The organism is Micromonospora deserti, assembly GCF_003236335.1.
GTDB lineage: Bacteria > Actinomycetota > Actinomycetes > Mycobacteriales > Micromonosporaceae > Micromonospora > Micromonospora deserti.
Genome location: NZ_POUB01000002.1, coordinates 58,370 through 74,376, shown reverse-complemented (window position 1 = coordinate 74,376; position 16,007 = coordinate 58,370). Strand labels below are relative to the sequence as shown.

9 protein-coding genes are annotated in these 16,007 nt (G+C 73.0%); all 9 read right to left on the bottom strand.

The window, feature by feature from the left end; all coding sequences use genetic code 11:
• Positions 1–39: 39 nt before the first annotated feature.
• Entirely contained in the window at positions 40–723 is a 684-nt protein-coding gene (locus C1I99_RS00450) for a GntR family transcriptional regulator (RefSeq protein WP_111132151.1), read from the bottom strand.
• Entirely contained in the window at positions 720–1,721 is a 1,002-nt protein-coding gene (locus tag C1I99_RS00445) for a proline racemase family protein (RefSeq protein WP_111132150.1), read from the bottom strand. Before C1I99_RS00445 ends, C1I99_RS00450 begins: the two co-directional genes overlap by 4 nt.
• Entirely contained in the window at positions 1,718–2,623 is a 906-nt protein-coding gene (locus C1I99_RS00440; RefSeq protein WP_111132149.1) for a dihydrodipicolinate synthase family protein, read from the bottom strand. Before C1I99_RS00440 ends, C1I99_RS00445 begins: the two co-directional genes overlap by 4 nt.
• A 46-nt stretch (positions 2,624–2,669) precedes the next feature.
• Positions 2,670–3,995, bottom strand: a complete 1,326-nt coding sequence (locus C1I99_RS00435) for an aminopeptidase P family protein (RefSeq protein WP_199561848.1) — start codon at positions 3,993–3,995, stop codon at positions 2,670–2,672.
• Positions 3,996–4,066: 71 nt separating this feature from the next.
• Positions 4,067–5,359, bottom strand: coding sequence for an alpha/beta fold hydrolase (locus C1I99_RS00430; protein ID WP_111132148.1), 1,293 nt, complete (start codon positions 5,357–5,359; stop codon positions 4,067–4,069).
• Positions 5,360–5,563: 204 nt separating this feature from the next.
• A complete protein-coding gene (locus C1I99_RS00425; protein WP_199561847.1) occupies positions 5,564–5,809 on the bottom strand; it encodes an acyl carrier protein in 246 nt (81 codons plus the stop codon).
• Positions 5,810–5,811: 2 nt separating this feature from the next.
• A complete protein-coding gene (locus C1I99_RS00420) occupies positions 5,812–8,922 on the bottom strand; it encodes a non-ribosomal peptide synthetase (protein WP_199561846.1) in 3,111 nt (1,036 codons plus the stop codon).
• Positions 8,923–8,935: 13 nt separating this feature from the next.
• Positions 8,936–10,447 (bottom strand): class I adenylate-forming enzyme family protein, encoded by a 1,512-nt coding sequence (locus tag C1I99_RS00415; protein ID WP_233512224.1) that lies wholly within the window; start codon positions 10,445–10,447, stop codon positions 8,936–8,938.
• A 1-nt stretch (position 10,448) separates the two neighbouring features.
• Positions 10,449–15,965: a non-ribosomal peptide synthetase/MFS transporter gene (locus C1I99_RS00410; protein WP_111132147.1), complete on the bottom strand. Its 5,517-nt coding sequence runs from the start codon at positions 15,963–15,965 to the stop codon at positions 10,449–10,451.
• Positions 15,966–16,007: the final 42 nt, after the last annotated feature.

Here is a 16,007-nt window from a genome sequence, read left to right as displayed (position 1 = left end):
CACCGGCGCTGTACTGATGAATCGCTCGCTGACGCTCGCTCATGGCGCGCCCTCGGCCCCACCTGCCCACAGACCTCGTACGTGGCCGATGTGCCGGTGCATCAGCAGCTCGGCGCCGGACGGGTCACGGGCTTCGATGAAGTCCAGGAGCTCGTGGTGCTCGGCGGCCGAGCGGCCCAGCCTGCCGCTCTCCAACAGCGGGGTCAGGCCGAGCAGCCGGGTCTGCGAGCGCAGGTCGGTGACGACGTCCACCAGGAACCGGTTACGGCTGTAGCCGAGCAGGGTCAGGTGGAAGACGTGGTCGGCCTCGATGTAGCCGACCAGGTCGCCACACTCTGCCGCATCGACGATGGCCTGCGCCAGCGTCCGTAGTTCGGGGATGTCCTCCTTCGGGATCACCGCCACGACGTCCCGCACGGTCGGCGGCTCGATGAGCAGCCGCACGGCGGCCAGGTTGTCGAGGTCCTCCTCGGACATCTCCGTGATCCGGAAGCCCTTGTTCGGCTGGGGGACGACCAGGCCGGCCTTCACCAGGTCGAGCATGGCCTCTCGCACCGGTGTGGGCGAGACGCCGAGCTGCGCGCCCAGCGCCGGAGCCGAGTAGACCACGCCGGGCTGCAGCTTGCCGGAGATGATCGCGGCGCGCAGAGCGTCCCTGATTCGGTCGCGGAGGTTTTCCCTCCGGCCGACACCAGGCAGATCCGGGACGGGTACCGGGCTCACAGCAGGAACCCTGCGGGAAAGGGGTCGGTGGGGTCGAGGTGGAACTGAGAGGTTGCGGTGATCCACGCCCGGCCGGTGATCGACGGCAGCACGGCGGGCAGTGACCCGACCCTGGTCTCGCCGAGCAGCCGTCCGGTGAAGCGGGTGCCGATGAACGACTCGTTCACGAAGTCCGCGCCGATGCCCAATTCGCCGCGCGCGTGCAGCTGCGCCATCCGGGCGCTCGTACCCGTGCCGCAGGGGGAACGGTCGAACCAGCCGGGGTGGATGGCCATGGCGTGCCGCGACAACCTGGCGGTCGAGCCGGGGGCTTGCAGATAGACATGGTGGCACCCGTTGATGTCATCGCGCTCGGGGTGGATCGGCCGGTCCTGCTCGTTCACCGCTTCCATGATCGCCAGACCGGCGGCCAGCAGGTCGCCGGCGCGTGACCGGTCGAAGGGCAGCCCCAGCTCCGCCAGATCGACGATCGCGTAGAAGTTCCCGCCGAAAGCCATGTCGTACCCGACCTCGCCGAAGCCCGGCACCTCGACCTTCCGGCCCAGCCCGGCCACGAACGACGGGACGCTCTGGATGGTGACCGACTCCGCCGCACCGTTACGCACCGCCACGGACGCGACGACCAGCCCGGCGGGGGTGTCGAGCCTGATCGTGGTCACCGGCTCGACGACGGGCACCATCCCGGTCTCGACGAGCACCGTCGCGACCCCGATCGTGCCGTGGCCGCACATTGGCAGCAGCCCGGAGACCTCGATGAAGAGCACGCCGTAGTCGGCGTCGGGACGGGTCGGCGGCTGCAGGATCGCGCCGCTCATCGCGGCGTGGCCGCGCGGCTCGTACATCAGCAGGGTGCGAACGTCGTCGCTGTTCTCCACGAACCACAGCCTGCGCTCAGCCATGGTCGCCCCCGGGATCGTGCCCATGCCGCCGACGATGACTCGGGTCGGCATGCCCTCGGTATGCGAGTCGACGGCGTGGAACGTGCGGCGGGACCTCATTTGTAGCCCTTGCCCAGGACGCTTTCGGTGTCGGCGATGATCCTGGCCGCAACCTCGGACGGGAGCGGCAGTCGTGGCGGACGACAGACGCCGCCCCTGCGGCCGCAGACATCCATCGACAGCTTGATCGACTGGACGAACTCGGTCTTGGAGTCCCAGCGCAGCAGTGGGTGCAGGTCGCGGTAGATCGCCAGTGCCTTGGCGATGTCGGCGGGGCCGCCCGAGGTGGCCAGCCGGTAGAGCTCCACCGTGCTCTCCGGGATCGCGTTCGGATAGCCGGCGATCCAGCCGACGGCGCCGGCGATGCCCAGCTCGAGCAGCACGTCGTCGGCGCCCACCAGGATGTCCAGGCCGGGTGCCAGCTCGGCGATCTCGTACGCCCTGCGGACGTCGCCGGTGAACTCCTTGACGCCGACGATCAGACCCTCGTGGAACAGTTCGGCGAGCAGCGAGGGAGTCAGGTCGACCTTGGTGTCGATCGGGTTGTTGTAGGCGACGACCGGCAGCCCGACCCGGGCGACCTCGCGGTAGTGCTCAACGACGGCCCGGCGGTCGGCGCGGTAGGCGTTCGGCGGCAGCAGCAGGACGGAGGTGGCCCCGGCCGCGGCGGCCTGATCGGCCCAGCGGCGGGCCTCGAGAGCGCCGTAGGCGGCGACGCCGGGCATCACGCCGAACCCGGCGGGGGCGGCCTGCACCGCCGCCTCGACGACGCGCGCCCGCTCCTCCGGAGTCAACGTCTGGTACTCGCCGAGCGAGCCGTTGGGCGTCACCCCGTGGCAGCCGGCGGCGGCGAGGAACCGGACGTGCTCGGCGAACGAGTCGTAATCGATGGAGAGGTCGTCATGGAAGGGCAGTGCCGTCGCGACGTGGATGCCATGCCATGGCCTGGCGGGGGTGGTCATGCTGAGGTCTCCTTGTGGTCGTACCGCAAAGGCTAGCAGTGCAATTTCACATTGCTTCAGCTGCCATCCATTTTTCCAGGCCGTCGGCGTCGAGCGGCAGCGCACCGGACAGCACCTCCAGGCCGTCCGGCGTGACCAGGAGGTCGTCTTCGATGCGCACGCCGATTCCGCGCAGCTCCGGAGGCACGGTCAGGTCATGCGCATGGAAGTACAGCCCGGGCTCGACCGTGAGCACCATGCCAGGCGCCATGACCGCGCCCTGATATGCCTCCTCCGCGGCCCGACCGCAGTCGTGCACGTCCAGCCCCAGGTGATGGCCGATGCCGCACACCAGGTAGCGCCGGTGGTGCTGGCCGGTGTCGGAGAGCGCCTCGTCCACGGAGACCGGCAGCAGTCCCCAGTCCGCAAGGCCCCGCGCGATCACCTCCATCGCCGCGTGGTGGAAATCGGTGAACCGGCGGCCGGGGCCCACCGCCGCCAGCCCGGCCCGGTGGGCTTCCTCCACCAGGTCGTGCACCTGCCGCTGCACGGGAGAGAACCGCCCGGAGGCGGGGAACGTGCGGGTGACGTCGGCGGTGTAGCAGCTCTTGACCTCGACGCCCATGTCGAGCAGGAGCACCTCGTCCGGCAGCACCGGGCCGTCGCAACGCACCCAGTGCAGCGTGGGCGCGTGCCGGCCGCTGCCGACGATCGTGGCGTAGCCGGGGCCGTTACCGTACGCCCGGGCGTACCGGTCGAAGGTGCCCTGCAACCACCGCTCCCCGGGCCCCTCGATCGCGGTGGGGATCTCACGGACGACCGCGGCGAAGCCCTCGACCGTGCGGTCCACGGCCTCGCGGAGCTGCCCGATTTCCCACTCGTCCTTGTACATGCGCAGTTCGGCGAGGGTTCGGCCGACCTCCTCGTCCCGAGTCACGTCCTCGGTGAGTTCCGAGAGCGGCCGGACCTCGACGCCCAGCGCCCGCGCCCACTCGGCCAGCCCCGGCGCGACCCCGACCCACAGCTCGCCGTAACGGGCGTCGGTCCACAAACCCGGGTCGCCGGGGCCGACGGGTGGCGGCAGGTAGAGCGTGGCGTCGCCGTCGCGCAGCACCACCACGGCGTTCTCGACACCGCAGCCGGTCACCCAGACGAAGTCGCTGTCCGGGCGGAAATCGTACGTCGTGTCATTACTGCGCACAGGCGCCTCCCCCGCCGCCAGCACGATGGTCCGGCCGGGGAGCGCCTCGGCCAGCCGGGCCCGGTGGGCGGCAGCCGCCTGGGCGGCGCCGGGGACGACGGGCGGAGTGCGGTCGGGCCTGCCCCATCCCGTGTTCATGTACTGCGTGAATGCCGGGATCTCGGACAGCTTCGGCGGCTTGCCTTTACGCAACGGTGACTCCTTCTGCTTCGCGGGACCAGCCGGCCCCGGGGAGGTTTTCCGACGACTTCTCCCGCGTGTCCTCACGCATCGGTGACTCCTCCGCCCACCTCGCGGACCAGTTCGGCCAGCCGGGCGAAGACCCGGTCGTCGCCGACCCCGTCGTGTTCGTACTCGTTGGTCACCCAGGTCTGGACGTTGCCGACCCGGGATGCGGTGTCTAGTTGCAGGCCGGCGTCCACGTACATGTCGTCGTAGTAGACGGCGGCGGCCACCGGAATCTCGTTGGCGGCCAATCGGTCGAGGTCGTAGAGCTGCGGCCACTCCTCGCGGACGGCCAGCAGTTCGACAGCGCCACGGAACGGGCGCAGCTCGGCGATCTCCTCGAACATCCAGGGATAGATCATCTCGCCGGTGAACAGCAGCGGCCTGGCCCCCTCCGCGAACTGCGGGTGCCTCGCCCGTTCGGCCTGGGCCGCCCAGGCGGTGGCGCCGGCGCCGTGCCCGTAGGTGCTCTCCTGCAGGGCCGCGAACAGGGGGTTGTCGCTGTAGGAGGTCCTGGCCTGCACCTGGTGCAGAAACGTCGCCGACAGTTCGTCCCCCGAGAATGCCTCGTCGAGCAGCCAGTGCATCCGCTCGTATCCGGGCTTCATGCCAAAGTCGATGCCGAGCGACTGCAGCCGCCGGATCGTGAGGACGTCGCCGTCGGGCAGCAGCACATCGCCCTCGGCCAGCCGGTCGGCGATCCGGCCCACCTGCGCAACCTGGTGCGGATAACGCCGATAGAACTGCCTGTTCTTCGCCTCGACGCGAGGATAGGTGCGCCGGTAGACCTCAGCCGCCGACGGGTCGAGACCCGGCAGGCCGCCAGTGACGTAGCAGGCACTCAAGCCTTCCGGGGCCTTCGACAGGTAGGTCAGCGTGATGAAGCCGCCGTACGACTGCCCGAGGGTGGACCAGCGCCGGCCGCCGAAGACGGTCTTCCGCAGGTGCTCGTGGTCGGCGAGGATCGAGTCGGCCCGGAAGCACGCGAGAAAGCTCGCAGCCTCCTCGGCCGTGGCGAACCCGCTCATCCGGCGACCGTCGACGCGGGTGCTGCGACCGGTGCCGCGCTGGTCCATCAGGACGACGCGGTAGTCGCGCAGCGCCTGGCCGAGCCAGCCGGACCGGGCGAGCGGGCGCGGGCCCTTCCCGCCGGGTCCGCCCTGCAGGTAGACCAGGCACGGCAGGTCCTCACCGGCCCGAACCGGATCGACGATCTCACGGGCAAAGATCTGGATGGTGCCGCGCGTCGGGTCGGACCAGTCCAGCGGCACGTCGGTCACGTGATCGCGGACGCGCATGCCGGGGATCGTGTAGGTCGCGGTTACGGGCATCGACTCTCTTCTCCTGCCGTACGCGCTCCGGGCGTCAGGGATCGAGCTCGGATTGGGCTGCCCAGACGCCATTCAACCCTAGTAAGGTGTGCCATTGCACTGATCTTAGGCATGACCAAGGGGCACTGCCAAGAGGCGCCGAAGGGATCGACCGTTGCCTGTCAAAGCGTGGCGGGTGCCGGCGGGCCACCCGGCCGACTGGGCTTAGCCGGCGGCGGCCACCAACGCCACTACGTCGTCGAGGGTGTCCAGTGGGCGACCGGGGCCGTTCAGCTCGACCTCGACGCCGTACTCCAGCTCGATCGCGTCGACCAGGCGGAGCAGTCCGAGGGAATCGACACCGAGGGCAATCATGGATCCTCCGGCGAGTACGTCGGCCGCCGAGACCGCCCCGCCCGTGGCCTCGCTGACCAGCTCCGCGATCCGCCCGCGCAGTTCGATGGTGCCCACTGTCAGAACTCCTTTCCGGACTGCCGGACGATCTCGGCGATCTCGGCGACAGTCGGGGTGTCGAAGAACGCGTCGAGCGGCACCTCGACCCCGAGCCGCTGCTGGATCCGGCTGCTGATCCGGGTGATGGTCAGTGAGTGCCCGCCCAGGTCGAACAGGTCCTCGTGCACGCCGATGTCGGGGATCCGCAGCACCTCCTGCCAGATCAGCCGCAGCTGCTCCACCACCGGGTCGTCGCCCATGCCGGTGCCGGCGGCCGCGTCGGGGGGCACGTCCACGGCGGCGTCCCGGGCCGCCGGGGCAGGCAGGGCGGCCCGGTCGACCTTGCCGTTCGGGCTCAGCGGCAGCCGCTCCAGCGCCACATAGTCGGTTGGCAGCACAGCCTGTGGCAGGCTCAGCGCCAGGTGCCGGCGTAGCTCGGCCGGGTCCGGGGCGGCGCCCGCCCGGGTCACCACGTACGCGACGAGGCGGGGCTCGTCGTCGTCCCGCCGGAGCACGGTGGCCGCCCCGGCCACGCCGGGGTGGTCGAGAAGCCGGGCGTCGATCTCCCCCAACTCGATCCGGTGCCCTCGGACCTTGACCTGGTCGTCGGTGCGGCCGAGGAATTCGATCCGCCCGTCCGGCAGCCACCGGCAGCGGTCGCCGGTGCGGTAGAGCCACTTACCGGGCCGCCCGAACGGCTCCGGCACGAACCGCTGGGCGGTGAGATCGTCCCGCCCCAGATAGCCGGCGGCCAGCCCGGCGCCGGCCAGGTACAGCTCACCGGGCAGCCCGACCGGCGCGGGCCGGCGCGCCTCGTCCAGTACGTACGCCCGCACGTTCGGCAGCGGCCGCCCGATGGTGACCTCGGCGGGGTCTGCGGAAATGTCCGCCATCGTCGCGTACACGGTCGCCTCCGTCGGCCCGTACCCGTTGATGAGGCGCACGGTGCGGGCCCGCAGGTCCCGGGCGAGGGCGACCGGCAACGCCTCGCCGCCGGCGACCGCGACGAGCGGCTCCGGCGTGACCACGGCGGCGCCCGGAGCGGAGGCGCCGAGGCCGGCCTCCAGCAGCACCCGCCAGCCCGACGGGGTGGCCTGGGCGTGGGTTACGCCGGCGGTGCGGACCAGCCGCAGCACGGCCGCGCCGTCCAGGACGCTGACTCCCGAGGCGACGACCACCCGGCCGCCGGTGACCAGCGGCAAGAAAACCTCCACGGTGGAGATGTCGAACGACAGCGACGTCAGGTGCAGCCACCGGTGCTGCGGGCCGCTGTCCAGCAGGTCCCGCACGCCGAGTAGCAGGTTGGCCAACGCCCCGTGCCGCACCGCCACGCCCTTGGGGCGGCCGGTCGATCCAGAGGTGTAGAGCACGTACGCGAGGTCGTCGGCCGTCGGCGCACCGGCGGGGGCGGTCTCCACCGGGGCCGGGCCGCCGAGCAGGTCGGTCCGGTCGAGGGCGAGCGTGGGCCAGGCCGTCTGGGTGGCGGTGGTCGTCACGACCAGCGCCGGGGCGGCGTCGGCGAGGACGGCCTCCTGACGGGCCGGCGGATGGCCCGGGTCGATCGGCAGGTAGGCGGCTCGGCACCGCAGCACCGCCAGCATGGTCACCACCGCCTGCCAGGACCGGTCCAGCGCGACGGCGACGAGCGCGCCGGGACCGACGTCCCGGTCCCGCAGCAACGCGGCGAGCCGGGCGGCGGCGGCGTCGAGCTGGGCGTAGCTCAGCGTCCGGTCGCCGTCGACCACGGCCGGCGCGTCCGGATCCGCAGCGACGCGGCCGGCGAACAGGGCGGGCACGGTCGCCTCGGCAGGGTACGCCCGGTCGGTGTCGTTCCAGGCGCGGGTGACGTGGTCGAGTTCGTCGGCGGGGAGCACCGGTAACTCCGCCACCGGCCGGTCGGGGTCGGCGACCGCGGCGGCGAGCATGGTGCCCAGGTGTCCGCCGATCCGGCGCACGGCGTCGGTATCGATGGCTGAGGGGCTGTGCTGGAGGCTGACCGTGACGCCGGTGGATGTGTCCACGATTTGAACGTGCAGGGCGTTGCGGGCGGCCCCGCAGAACAGGGTCCAGTCGACCTCGCTGGCCACCCCCGGGAAGACCGGTTCGACGCCGCCCCGCCGATAGGCGATGCTGACCGGGGTCAACGCCGGCGCGGGCCGCAGGCCGGATACGGCGTGGGCCAGCGGCACGGCGCGGTAGCGGTACACCTCGCGCAGCCGGGCCCGGACGGCGTGGACGTGGTCGCGAACAGTTCCCTCGGCCGTGTCGGCGGTGACGGGGAGCTCGTTGACGAACAGCCCGACCCGGTCGGCCTGGTCCGGGGTGCGGGTGGACAGGGCCACCCCGACGGGGATGCCCCGGTTGCCGTAGCGCTCGAGCAGGGCGTGCAGCACGGCGAACAGCAGTTCGAAGCGGGTCACGTCGAGTGACCGGGCGGCCAGGTCGATGCCGTCGACAAGGTCGACGGGCAGGTTGACGGTCACGGCGGCGCCGGGCTCCGCGCCGGTGGGCAGCCGGCGCAGGCCGGGCAGGACGACGTCGCCGGGGCCGGACCAGTGCCGGGCCCAGTAGGCGCGGGCAGCGGGCAGGTCGGTGGCGACACGTTGCTGTTCGGCCGCGGCGAGGCCCGCGTATCCGTCGGCGCGTGGCGCGACGCCGGCCGGGCCGCCGCGCCGGGCGGCGGTGTACGCGGCGGCCAGGTCCCGGGCCAGTACGTCCTTGGACATACCGTCGAAGGCCAGATGGTGGGCGGTGACGAGCAGCAGGTGCGTTCCGTCGGTGCCAGTCAGCACGGTGAACCGGGCCAGCGGTCCGGTCCGCAGGTCGTGCGGGCGGGCGATCTCCGCGGCGACCCGGGCGTCGGTCAGCTCCCCGAAGGTGACCGACGGGCGGATGTCGGCCGGCACCAGGCGGGGGGTGCCGTCGTCGTCGGTGGTGATCCGGGCGTACAGGACCGGGTGCTGTTCGGCCACCGCGGCGCACGCCGCGACGAGGGCCCGACGGTCGAGTTCGGCGGCGAACCGTACGCCCAGCGCCATGTGGTACGCCGTGCCGGCGACTCCGGCCTGCTCGGTGAACCAGACGGCGTGCTGTGCGTATGTCGCCTCGGCGGTGCCCACATGCTCTCCCACGGGGTGCTGATGGTCAGTTGTCGAACAGGTCGGTGAGCTGCCGCTTGAGCACCTTGCCGCCCTCGTTGCGGGGCAGGTGGTCCAGCAGCAGGAGCCGGGCGGGCAGCTGGTAGTCGGCCAGCCGGTCGGCGAGAAAGCCGCGCAGTGCCGGCAGGGACAGTCCGTCCGGACCGGCCTGTGGCCGGGGCACGACGGCGGCGGCCACCGCCGAGCCGAGCACCGGGTGCGGGACCCCGACGACCGCCGCCTCGGCGACCAGAGGGTGTTCGTGCAGCGCCGCCTCGACCTCGATGGTGGAGACCTTGAACGCGCCGGTCTTGATGACGTCCTGGTGCCGGTCGGTGAGGTACAGGTAGCCGTCGGCGTCGACCCGGCCCACGTCGCCCATGCGTACCCACCCGTCCCGGAACGTAGCCCGGTTCGCTGCCTCGTCGCGGTAGTACGAGCGGGGATGAGGGGCGCGCAGCCACACGTCGCCGGTCGTCCCGGCGGGCAGCGGGTTGCCGTCGGCGTCGGCGACCATCAGCTGGCCGCCGACGGGCCGGCCGACCGCGTCCCGGCGGGACGGGTCGTAGATCATGGTCGTCTGGGCCGGGGCGGCCTCGGTGGAGGTGTAGTAGTTGACGATGGTGGCCTGCGGGAAGGCCTCGGCCAGCCGGGCCGCGACGGCCGGGGCCAGCGGCGCGGCGGTGGAGCCGATCAGCTGTACGCCACGGGTGTCCCGGCCGCGCAGCGCCCCGGAGTCGAGCAGCTCGACGGCGATCGACGGGACGACGAACACGGTCCCCGTACCTGGGGACTCGACCAAGCGGGCGAACCGGACCGGGGTGAACCGGGGCAGGGTGAGCGCGGCGGCCCGCGCGGTGAGCGCGTTGAGCAGCATGGTCTGCCCGGCGTTGGTGCCGATGGCGAACGCGTGCAGGAACCGCTCCGAGTGGGCCAGGGCCAGCCGGCGCGGGTGGTTCGGCGCGCCGACGGTCAGGTTGGCGTGGCTGGCCGCCACGCCCTTGGGGCGGCCCGTCGTGCCGGAGGTGTAGAGGATCTGCGCGAGGTCGCCGGGGCGGGCGGCCGACGGGCCGGGCTCGGTGCAGCGGCCGGCGAGCAGATCGCCGCAGGTCCAGACGGGCAGGCCGGACGGAAGCGACGGGGCAGGGGTGTCGTCGCCGTGCACGACGGCGGTGGCCGCGCAGTGTGTCAGCGCGTGCTCGAGTTGCCCGGCGGCGAGCCGGTCGGACAGCGGCACGGCGACGCCGCCGGCCCGGAGCACCCCGCAGTACGCCACGGCGAACCGGGGCCAGTCACGGGCGCCGAACAGCAGGCCGACGCGGTCGCCGCGGCGCAGGCCCCGGCGCAGCAGCGCGGCGGCGACGGCGACCGCGCCGGCGGACCATTCGGCGAAGGTCAGCCTCGCCCAGCCGTGCACCTCCACCGCCACCCGGTCCGGATGCAGGGCGGTGCGCCAGTCGAGCAACTCGGGCACGGTCCGGGACGGGGATGCCAACCGGCCGGTGGGCGCTGCGGTCACGTCAGCCCACCCTCCGCCCGGTCGCGACGGCCCGCGCCCGGCGCTCCTCGACGCGGGCGGCCCTGGCCCGGCGTTCCTCGATGCCGACCAGGTCGTCCGGTGGCGCGTCGGGCACCTCGTCGTCGAACCGGGCGAGGACGGGCGTGGCCAGCGACACCAGCGCCGTCAGCGCGATGCACACCCCGAACAGCACGTAGAGCAGCCCCTGGCCGCGCCCCGGACCGACGCCGATCACTACGCCGACCGTGGTGGCCAGCGCGCCGTCGGGCAGCAGCATCGGTTCGGCTACCCGGGCGGCGAACGGAGCGACGAGGCCCCAGCCCAGCGGCAGGGTGGACTGCGCAACCATCTGGTTGAGCGCGAAGACCCGGCCGTGGAAGCGGGGCGGCACCTTGGTCTGGATGATCGTGTTGTAGACACCGTTGACGATGCCGAGGGCCAGGTACATGCCGAACGCGCCCGCGCCGATGAGCAGCAGGTTCGGCCTTAGCCCGGTCAGCACGGCTGCCACCGCGATGCCGAGGGTGCCGAGCAGCACCGCCCGCATCCGGCGTCGGCGGGGGCCACCCCAGACCAGCATCACCAGGCCGCCGGTGGCCGCGCCGACCCCGCCGGTCAGCGCGACACGCGCCACCTCGGTCAGGCTGGCGAAGCCGAGCACGAGCGGGGAGAGCAGGAACAGCACGGGGAACAGGAAGAAGTTCAGCGCCGCGAAGAACGCGAGCATGGCACGGAACTCCCGGCGCCGCAGCGAGTAACGCAACCCGGCGACGATCTCAGCGCCGATGCCCTCGCGGCGTTGCAGGGCCAGGGTACGGGGGAACCGGACGACCGCCAGCACCCCGATCGCGAACAGGTACGACGCCACGTCGATGAGCAGGATGCCGCGCAGCCCGACGGCCTGTAGCAGTGCCACGGCGACCAGTGGCACGGTGAACTGGGTGAGACCGACGGCGGTCTGGGTGAGCCCGTTGGCGTGGCCGAGGAAGCGCTTGGGCACCAGCTGCGGCACCGCCGAGACGAACGCGAGGCGTTGGAAGGCCAGCGCCACCGACAGCCAGCCGGTCAGCGGGTAGAAGTGCCATACCTCGGCCCGGTCGGCCAGCACCAGCCCGGCCATCATCGCGTTGGCGCCTCCGGCGGCGGCGTTGGCGACCAGCAGTACGCGCCGCCGGCTGGTGCGGTCGATCAGCGCGCCGGCCAGCGGCGCGACGAGCAGGCCGGGCAGCAGGCCGAGCACGGCGAAGAGCGCGAACCGGGCGAGCGATCCGGTCTCGGTGTAGATCCACAGCGGGATGGCGAAGGTGGTCAGCGCGGTGCCCATGCCGGAGATCACCTGGCCGGCAGCGACCAGGCCGAAGCGGCGCAGGCTCGGTGGCGGCGCGGTGGCCACCGGAGTGTTCGCGTCCGGTGTCGGGTGGGCGTCGGCGGACCGGTGGGAGACGCGGGCGAGCTGCCAGGCGGGCTGCGCGCCGCCCTGGCTGGCCGGGGCGGGTGGCGGCGGCGCGTCGAGCTGACGGTGCACGCCGGTGACGATCTCGGCCAGCTCACCGGCCCGGTACTTCAGGAAGTAGTGCCCACCCTCGTCGATCACCGCCAGCGCGGTGCGGTCGCTGAGGAAGTGCCACTCCCGGTACCGCTCCTCGTGGTAGTCGGTGCTGCGGTCGCGCTCGCCGACGACGGAGACGATCGGCGCGCGCAGCGGGCTGGCCCGCTGCCGCATCAGATCGGTGAAGTAGTCCTCGGAGACCTGGGCGTCGTGCCGCATCGCCCGGATCAGGAACCGGACCTCGTCGGGTGCGAGCGACCCCACGGCGGTGCCCTGCGCCTGCAACCAGGTGCGGTAGATCCGGTCGCTGCGGACGCGTTCGGCCAGCCGCAGCCGCAGCAGCGGCCCGAGCACGCCGCCGGCGGGCCGGGCGAACGGGAAGACCGCGCCGAGGTACACCGCGAGCAGGTCCCGGCCGGCGGCCTCCAGCCGGCGGGCGACCTCCACAGCCAGCGCCCCGCCGGGGCCGCAGTGTCCGTACAGGATCAGCGGCCCCGCCACCCGGTCCAGGATCTCCGCGACGACGTCGGCGGCGACGTCCTCGATGGGCGCGGGATCGTCCGCGAGGCCGATGTCGTGCCCGGGCACGGCCACCGAGAGCAGTCGGTGGCCGGGTGGCAGCGCGTCGGCCAGCGGTTGGTAGACCACGGCGCTGCCGCCGCCGTACGGGACGCAGACCAGGGTGGCGACCCGGTCCGCGGCCGGCACCGGCGGGGTCAGCTCGTGCAGCAGCCCGTTGGGGCCGGCGCCGGCCCCGGCGACGAGGCGGGCCAGCTCGCGTACGGTGCGGTGGCGGAACAGGTCCATCACGCTGACCGCCGGTGCGGCGCTGCCGACGGCCGCGGGTAGTTCCCGGCGCAGCCGGGCCACCACCTGGGTGGCCAGCAGGGAGTGCCCGCCCAGGTCGAAGAAGTCGTCGGTGGCGCCGACCTCGGCCACCCCGAGCACGGCCCGCCAGATCCCGGCCACCAGGGTCTCCACCGGCCCGACCGGCGCCACCCGCTCCCCGGTCGGCCCGTCGTCGGTCGGCTCGGGCAGGGCCCGCCGGTCCACCTTGCCGTGCTCCTGCAGCGGCAGCCGGTCCAGGCGTACCCAGCGACTGGGGACCATGTGCTCGGGCAGCCGGTCGGCGAGGTGGCGACGCAGCTGCGCGGGGTCCGGCACGATCGCGCCGGGTGCCGGCTCCAGGTAGGCCACCAGCCGGTCGTCGCGCAGCAGCACCGCCGCCTGCCGCACCCCGGGGCAGTCCCGCAGCGCTGCCTCGATCTCGCCCAGCTCGACCCGGTAGCCGCGGATCTTCACCTGGTGGTCGCGGCGGCCGAGAAACACCAGCTGCCCGTCCTCGCGCCAGTAGCCCAGGTCGCCGGTGCGGTAGAGGCGGGCGCCGGGCGGACCGTACGGGTCGGGCAGGAACCGCTCGGCGGTCAGGCCGGGCCGGTTCAGGTAGCCGCGGGCGAGCCGGTCACCGCCGAGGTACAGCTCGCCCGGCACCCCGACCGGCACCGGACGCATCCGCTCGTCGAGCACGTACACCCGGGCGTGCGGCAGGGGCTGGCCGATCGGTGCCGAGCCGGTGCGCGGCCCGTCGGCCGTCACCTCGTACGTGGTGACGCCGACGGTGGCCTCGGTGGGGCCGTAGTGGTTGAACACTCGGGCCGGGCCGGCGGCCGCGAGCGGGCCGACGCGGTCCAGGTCGGACGCCTCGCCGCCGAGGATCAGCGCGCGGGCGGGCAGCAGGTCGCCCGGCTCGGCGTCGGCGGTCAGCGCAGTCAGATGCGACGGGGTGATCTTCAGGTAGTGGATGCGCTGGGCGCGCAGCCGCTCGGCGAGTTCGGCTCCGGTGCACCGGCGAGGGAGCAGGTGCACCGCGCCGCCGGTGGCCAACGCCAGGTAGAAAACGGTGACGCTGAAGTCGAACGACATCGACTGCAGCAGCCCGTACCGGGCGGCCGGGGCCACCGCGAACCGATCGGCCACCCCGTCGAGGTAGCGCAGCACCTGCCGGTGGGCCACGGTCACCCCCTTCGGAGTGCCGGTGGACCCGGAGGTGTAGATGACGTACGCGAGGTTCCCGCCGGTCGTCCCGGCCGCGAGCGGGGTGCAGGGCTCGGCCGCGACCTCGGCCGCGACCTCGTCCAGGCAGGCGACCTCCGCCTCGGTGCACAGCCGGTCACGCAGGTCGGAGCTGGTCAGCACCACGGTTGGGCGGGCGTCGGCGAGGATCAGGCCCAGCCGGGCGACGGGCTGCTCCGGGTCCAGCGGCAGGTACGCCCCACCGGCCCGGAGCACCCCGAGCAGCGTCGCGGCCAGCTCGACCGACTGTTCCAGCAGGACCGCGACCAGCCGGTCCGGGCCGACGCCCCGGTTGCGCAGCCAGTGGGCGAGCCGGTTGGCCCGCTGGTCCAGCTCCCGGTAGGTGACCGTGTCCGGGCCGTGGACCACGGCCGGGGCGTCAGGCGTGGCGGCGACGTGCGGGCCGATGAGGTCGGCCAGGGTGCTCGCCGTGCCGGTGACCCCGGCGGCGACGCCGTCGTGGTCGGGCCGGGCGAGGGCCAGCATCCGGTCCCGTTCGGCGGGACCGAGCAGGTCGAGGTCGGCGACGGGTAGGTCCGGCCGGTCGACCGCGGCGCGTAGCAGGGTCTGCAAGCTCGCGGCCAGCCGGCGTACGGTGGCGGCGTCGAACAGGTCGGTGTTGTAGACGACCATGCCGCGCAAACCGTCGGCGGTCTCGCTGACGTACAACGACAGGTCGAAGCGGGCGGTGGCGGCGTCGGTGCCGACGCCCTCGGTGCGCAAGCCGTCGGGCCACCGGGCGCCGTCGTGGGCGTAGTTCTGCAAAGTGAACAGCACTTGGAACACGGGGGTGCGGCTGACGTCCCGGGCGACGTTGAGCTCCTTGACCAGGCGTTCGAACGGGATCTCCTGGTGGGCCAGGGCGCGGACGACGGTGGTGCGGGTGCGCCGCAGCAGGGCCCCGAAGCTGGGCTCGGCGGCGGGGGTGCCGGCGGTCGCGCCGACCGGGGAGACGTCGGCGCGTAGGGCGAGCGTGTTGACGAACAGGCCGACGAGGTTCTCCAGCTCCGGCACCACCCGGCCGGCGACTGGCGAGCCGATGGCGAAGTCGCGCTGGCCGCTGTACCGGAACAGCACGGCCTGCAGACCGGTGAGCAGGGTCATGTAGAGGGTGGCCCGGTGGGCGCGGCTCAGCCGGCGCAGCCCGTCGGTGAGGTCCGCGTCGAAGGTGAAGCGGTGCGTGTCACCGGCGTACGACTGTACGGCCGGGCGGGGCCGGTCGGTGGGCAGCTCCAGCGGGGGCACGCCGGCCAACGCTTCGGTCCAGTAGGCGAACCCGTCCCCGGTTGCCGGCCCGTCGAGCCGGTCCCGCTGCCAGGCGGCGTAGTCGACATAGGTGGTCGCCGGCGCCGGGGGCGGGGGGTCGCCGTCCCTCAGCGCGCCGTAGGTGGCGGCGACCTCGCCGAGGAGCAGGTTCAGCGACCAGCCGTCGCTGACGATGTGGTGCATCGCGAGGTGCACGACGTGGTCCGCGTCGCCGAGCCGGACGACGAGCGCCCGCAGCAGGGGGGCGGCGCTGAGGTCGAACGGGGTGCGGACGGAGGCAGCCACCATCTCGCGGGCGGCGGCCTCGGACGGCGCCGCGGTGACGGTCACCGGTACCCGCACCTCGGGCAGCACATGCACGACGGGTTCACCGTCGGCGTTCTCGGTGAACCGCATGCGCAGGCTGTCGTGCCGGGCGGCGGTCGCGTCGATGGCGGCGCGCAGGAGGTTGACGTCCAGCGGCCCGCGCAGCCGTACGGTCGAATAGACGACGTACGCGGCGGTGCCGGGAGTGAGCTGTTCGGTGAACCAGATCCGTTCCTGACCGAATGATAGGCGGGGATTTGTGGCGGGAAAAGTCGCATTCGGCGCGATGCTGGCGCTCCGCGTCGGTACGTCAACGTTGGTCACACGGCGCCTTCTCAGTGCGATCACGGACAGGAGCCAATAGTG

Excerpts from the sequence above, each read along its gene's own strand:
- C1I99_RS00445 (WP_111132150.1), bottom strand. The coding sequence starts at position 1,721 with ATGAGGTCCCGCCGCACGTTCCACGCCGTCGACTCGCATACCGAGGGC.
- C1I99_RS00440 (WP_111132149.1), bottom strand. The coding sequence starts at position 2,623 with ATGACCACCCCCGCCAGGCCATGGCATGGCATCCACGTCGCGACGGCA.
- C1I99_RS00430 (WP_111132148.1), bottom strand. The coding sequence starts at position 5,359 with ATGCCCGTAACCGCGACCTACACGATCCCCGGCATGCGCGTCCGCGAT.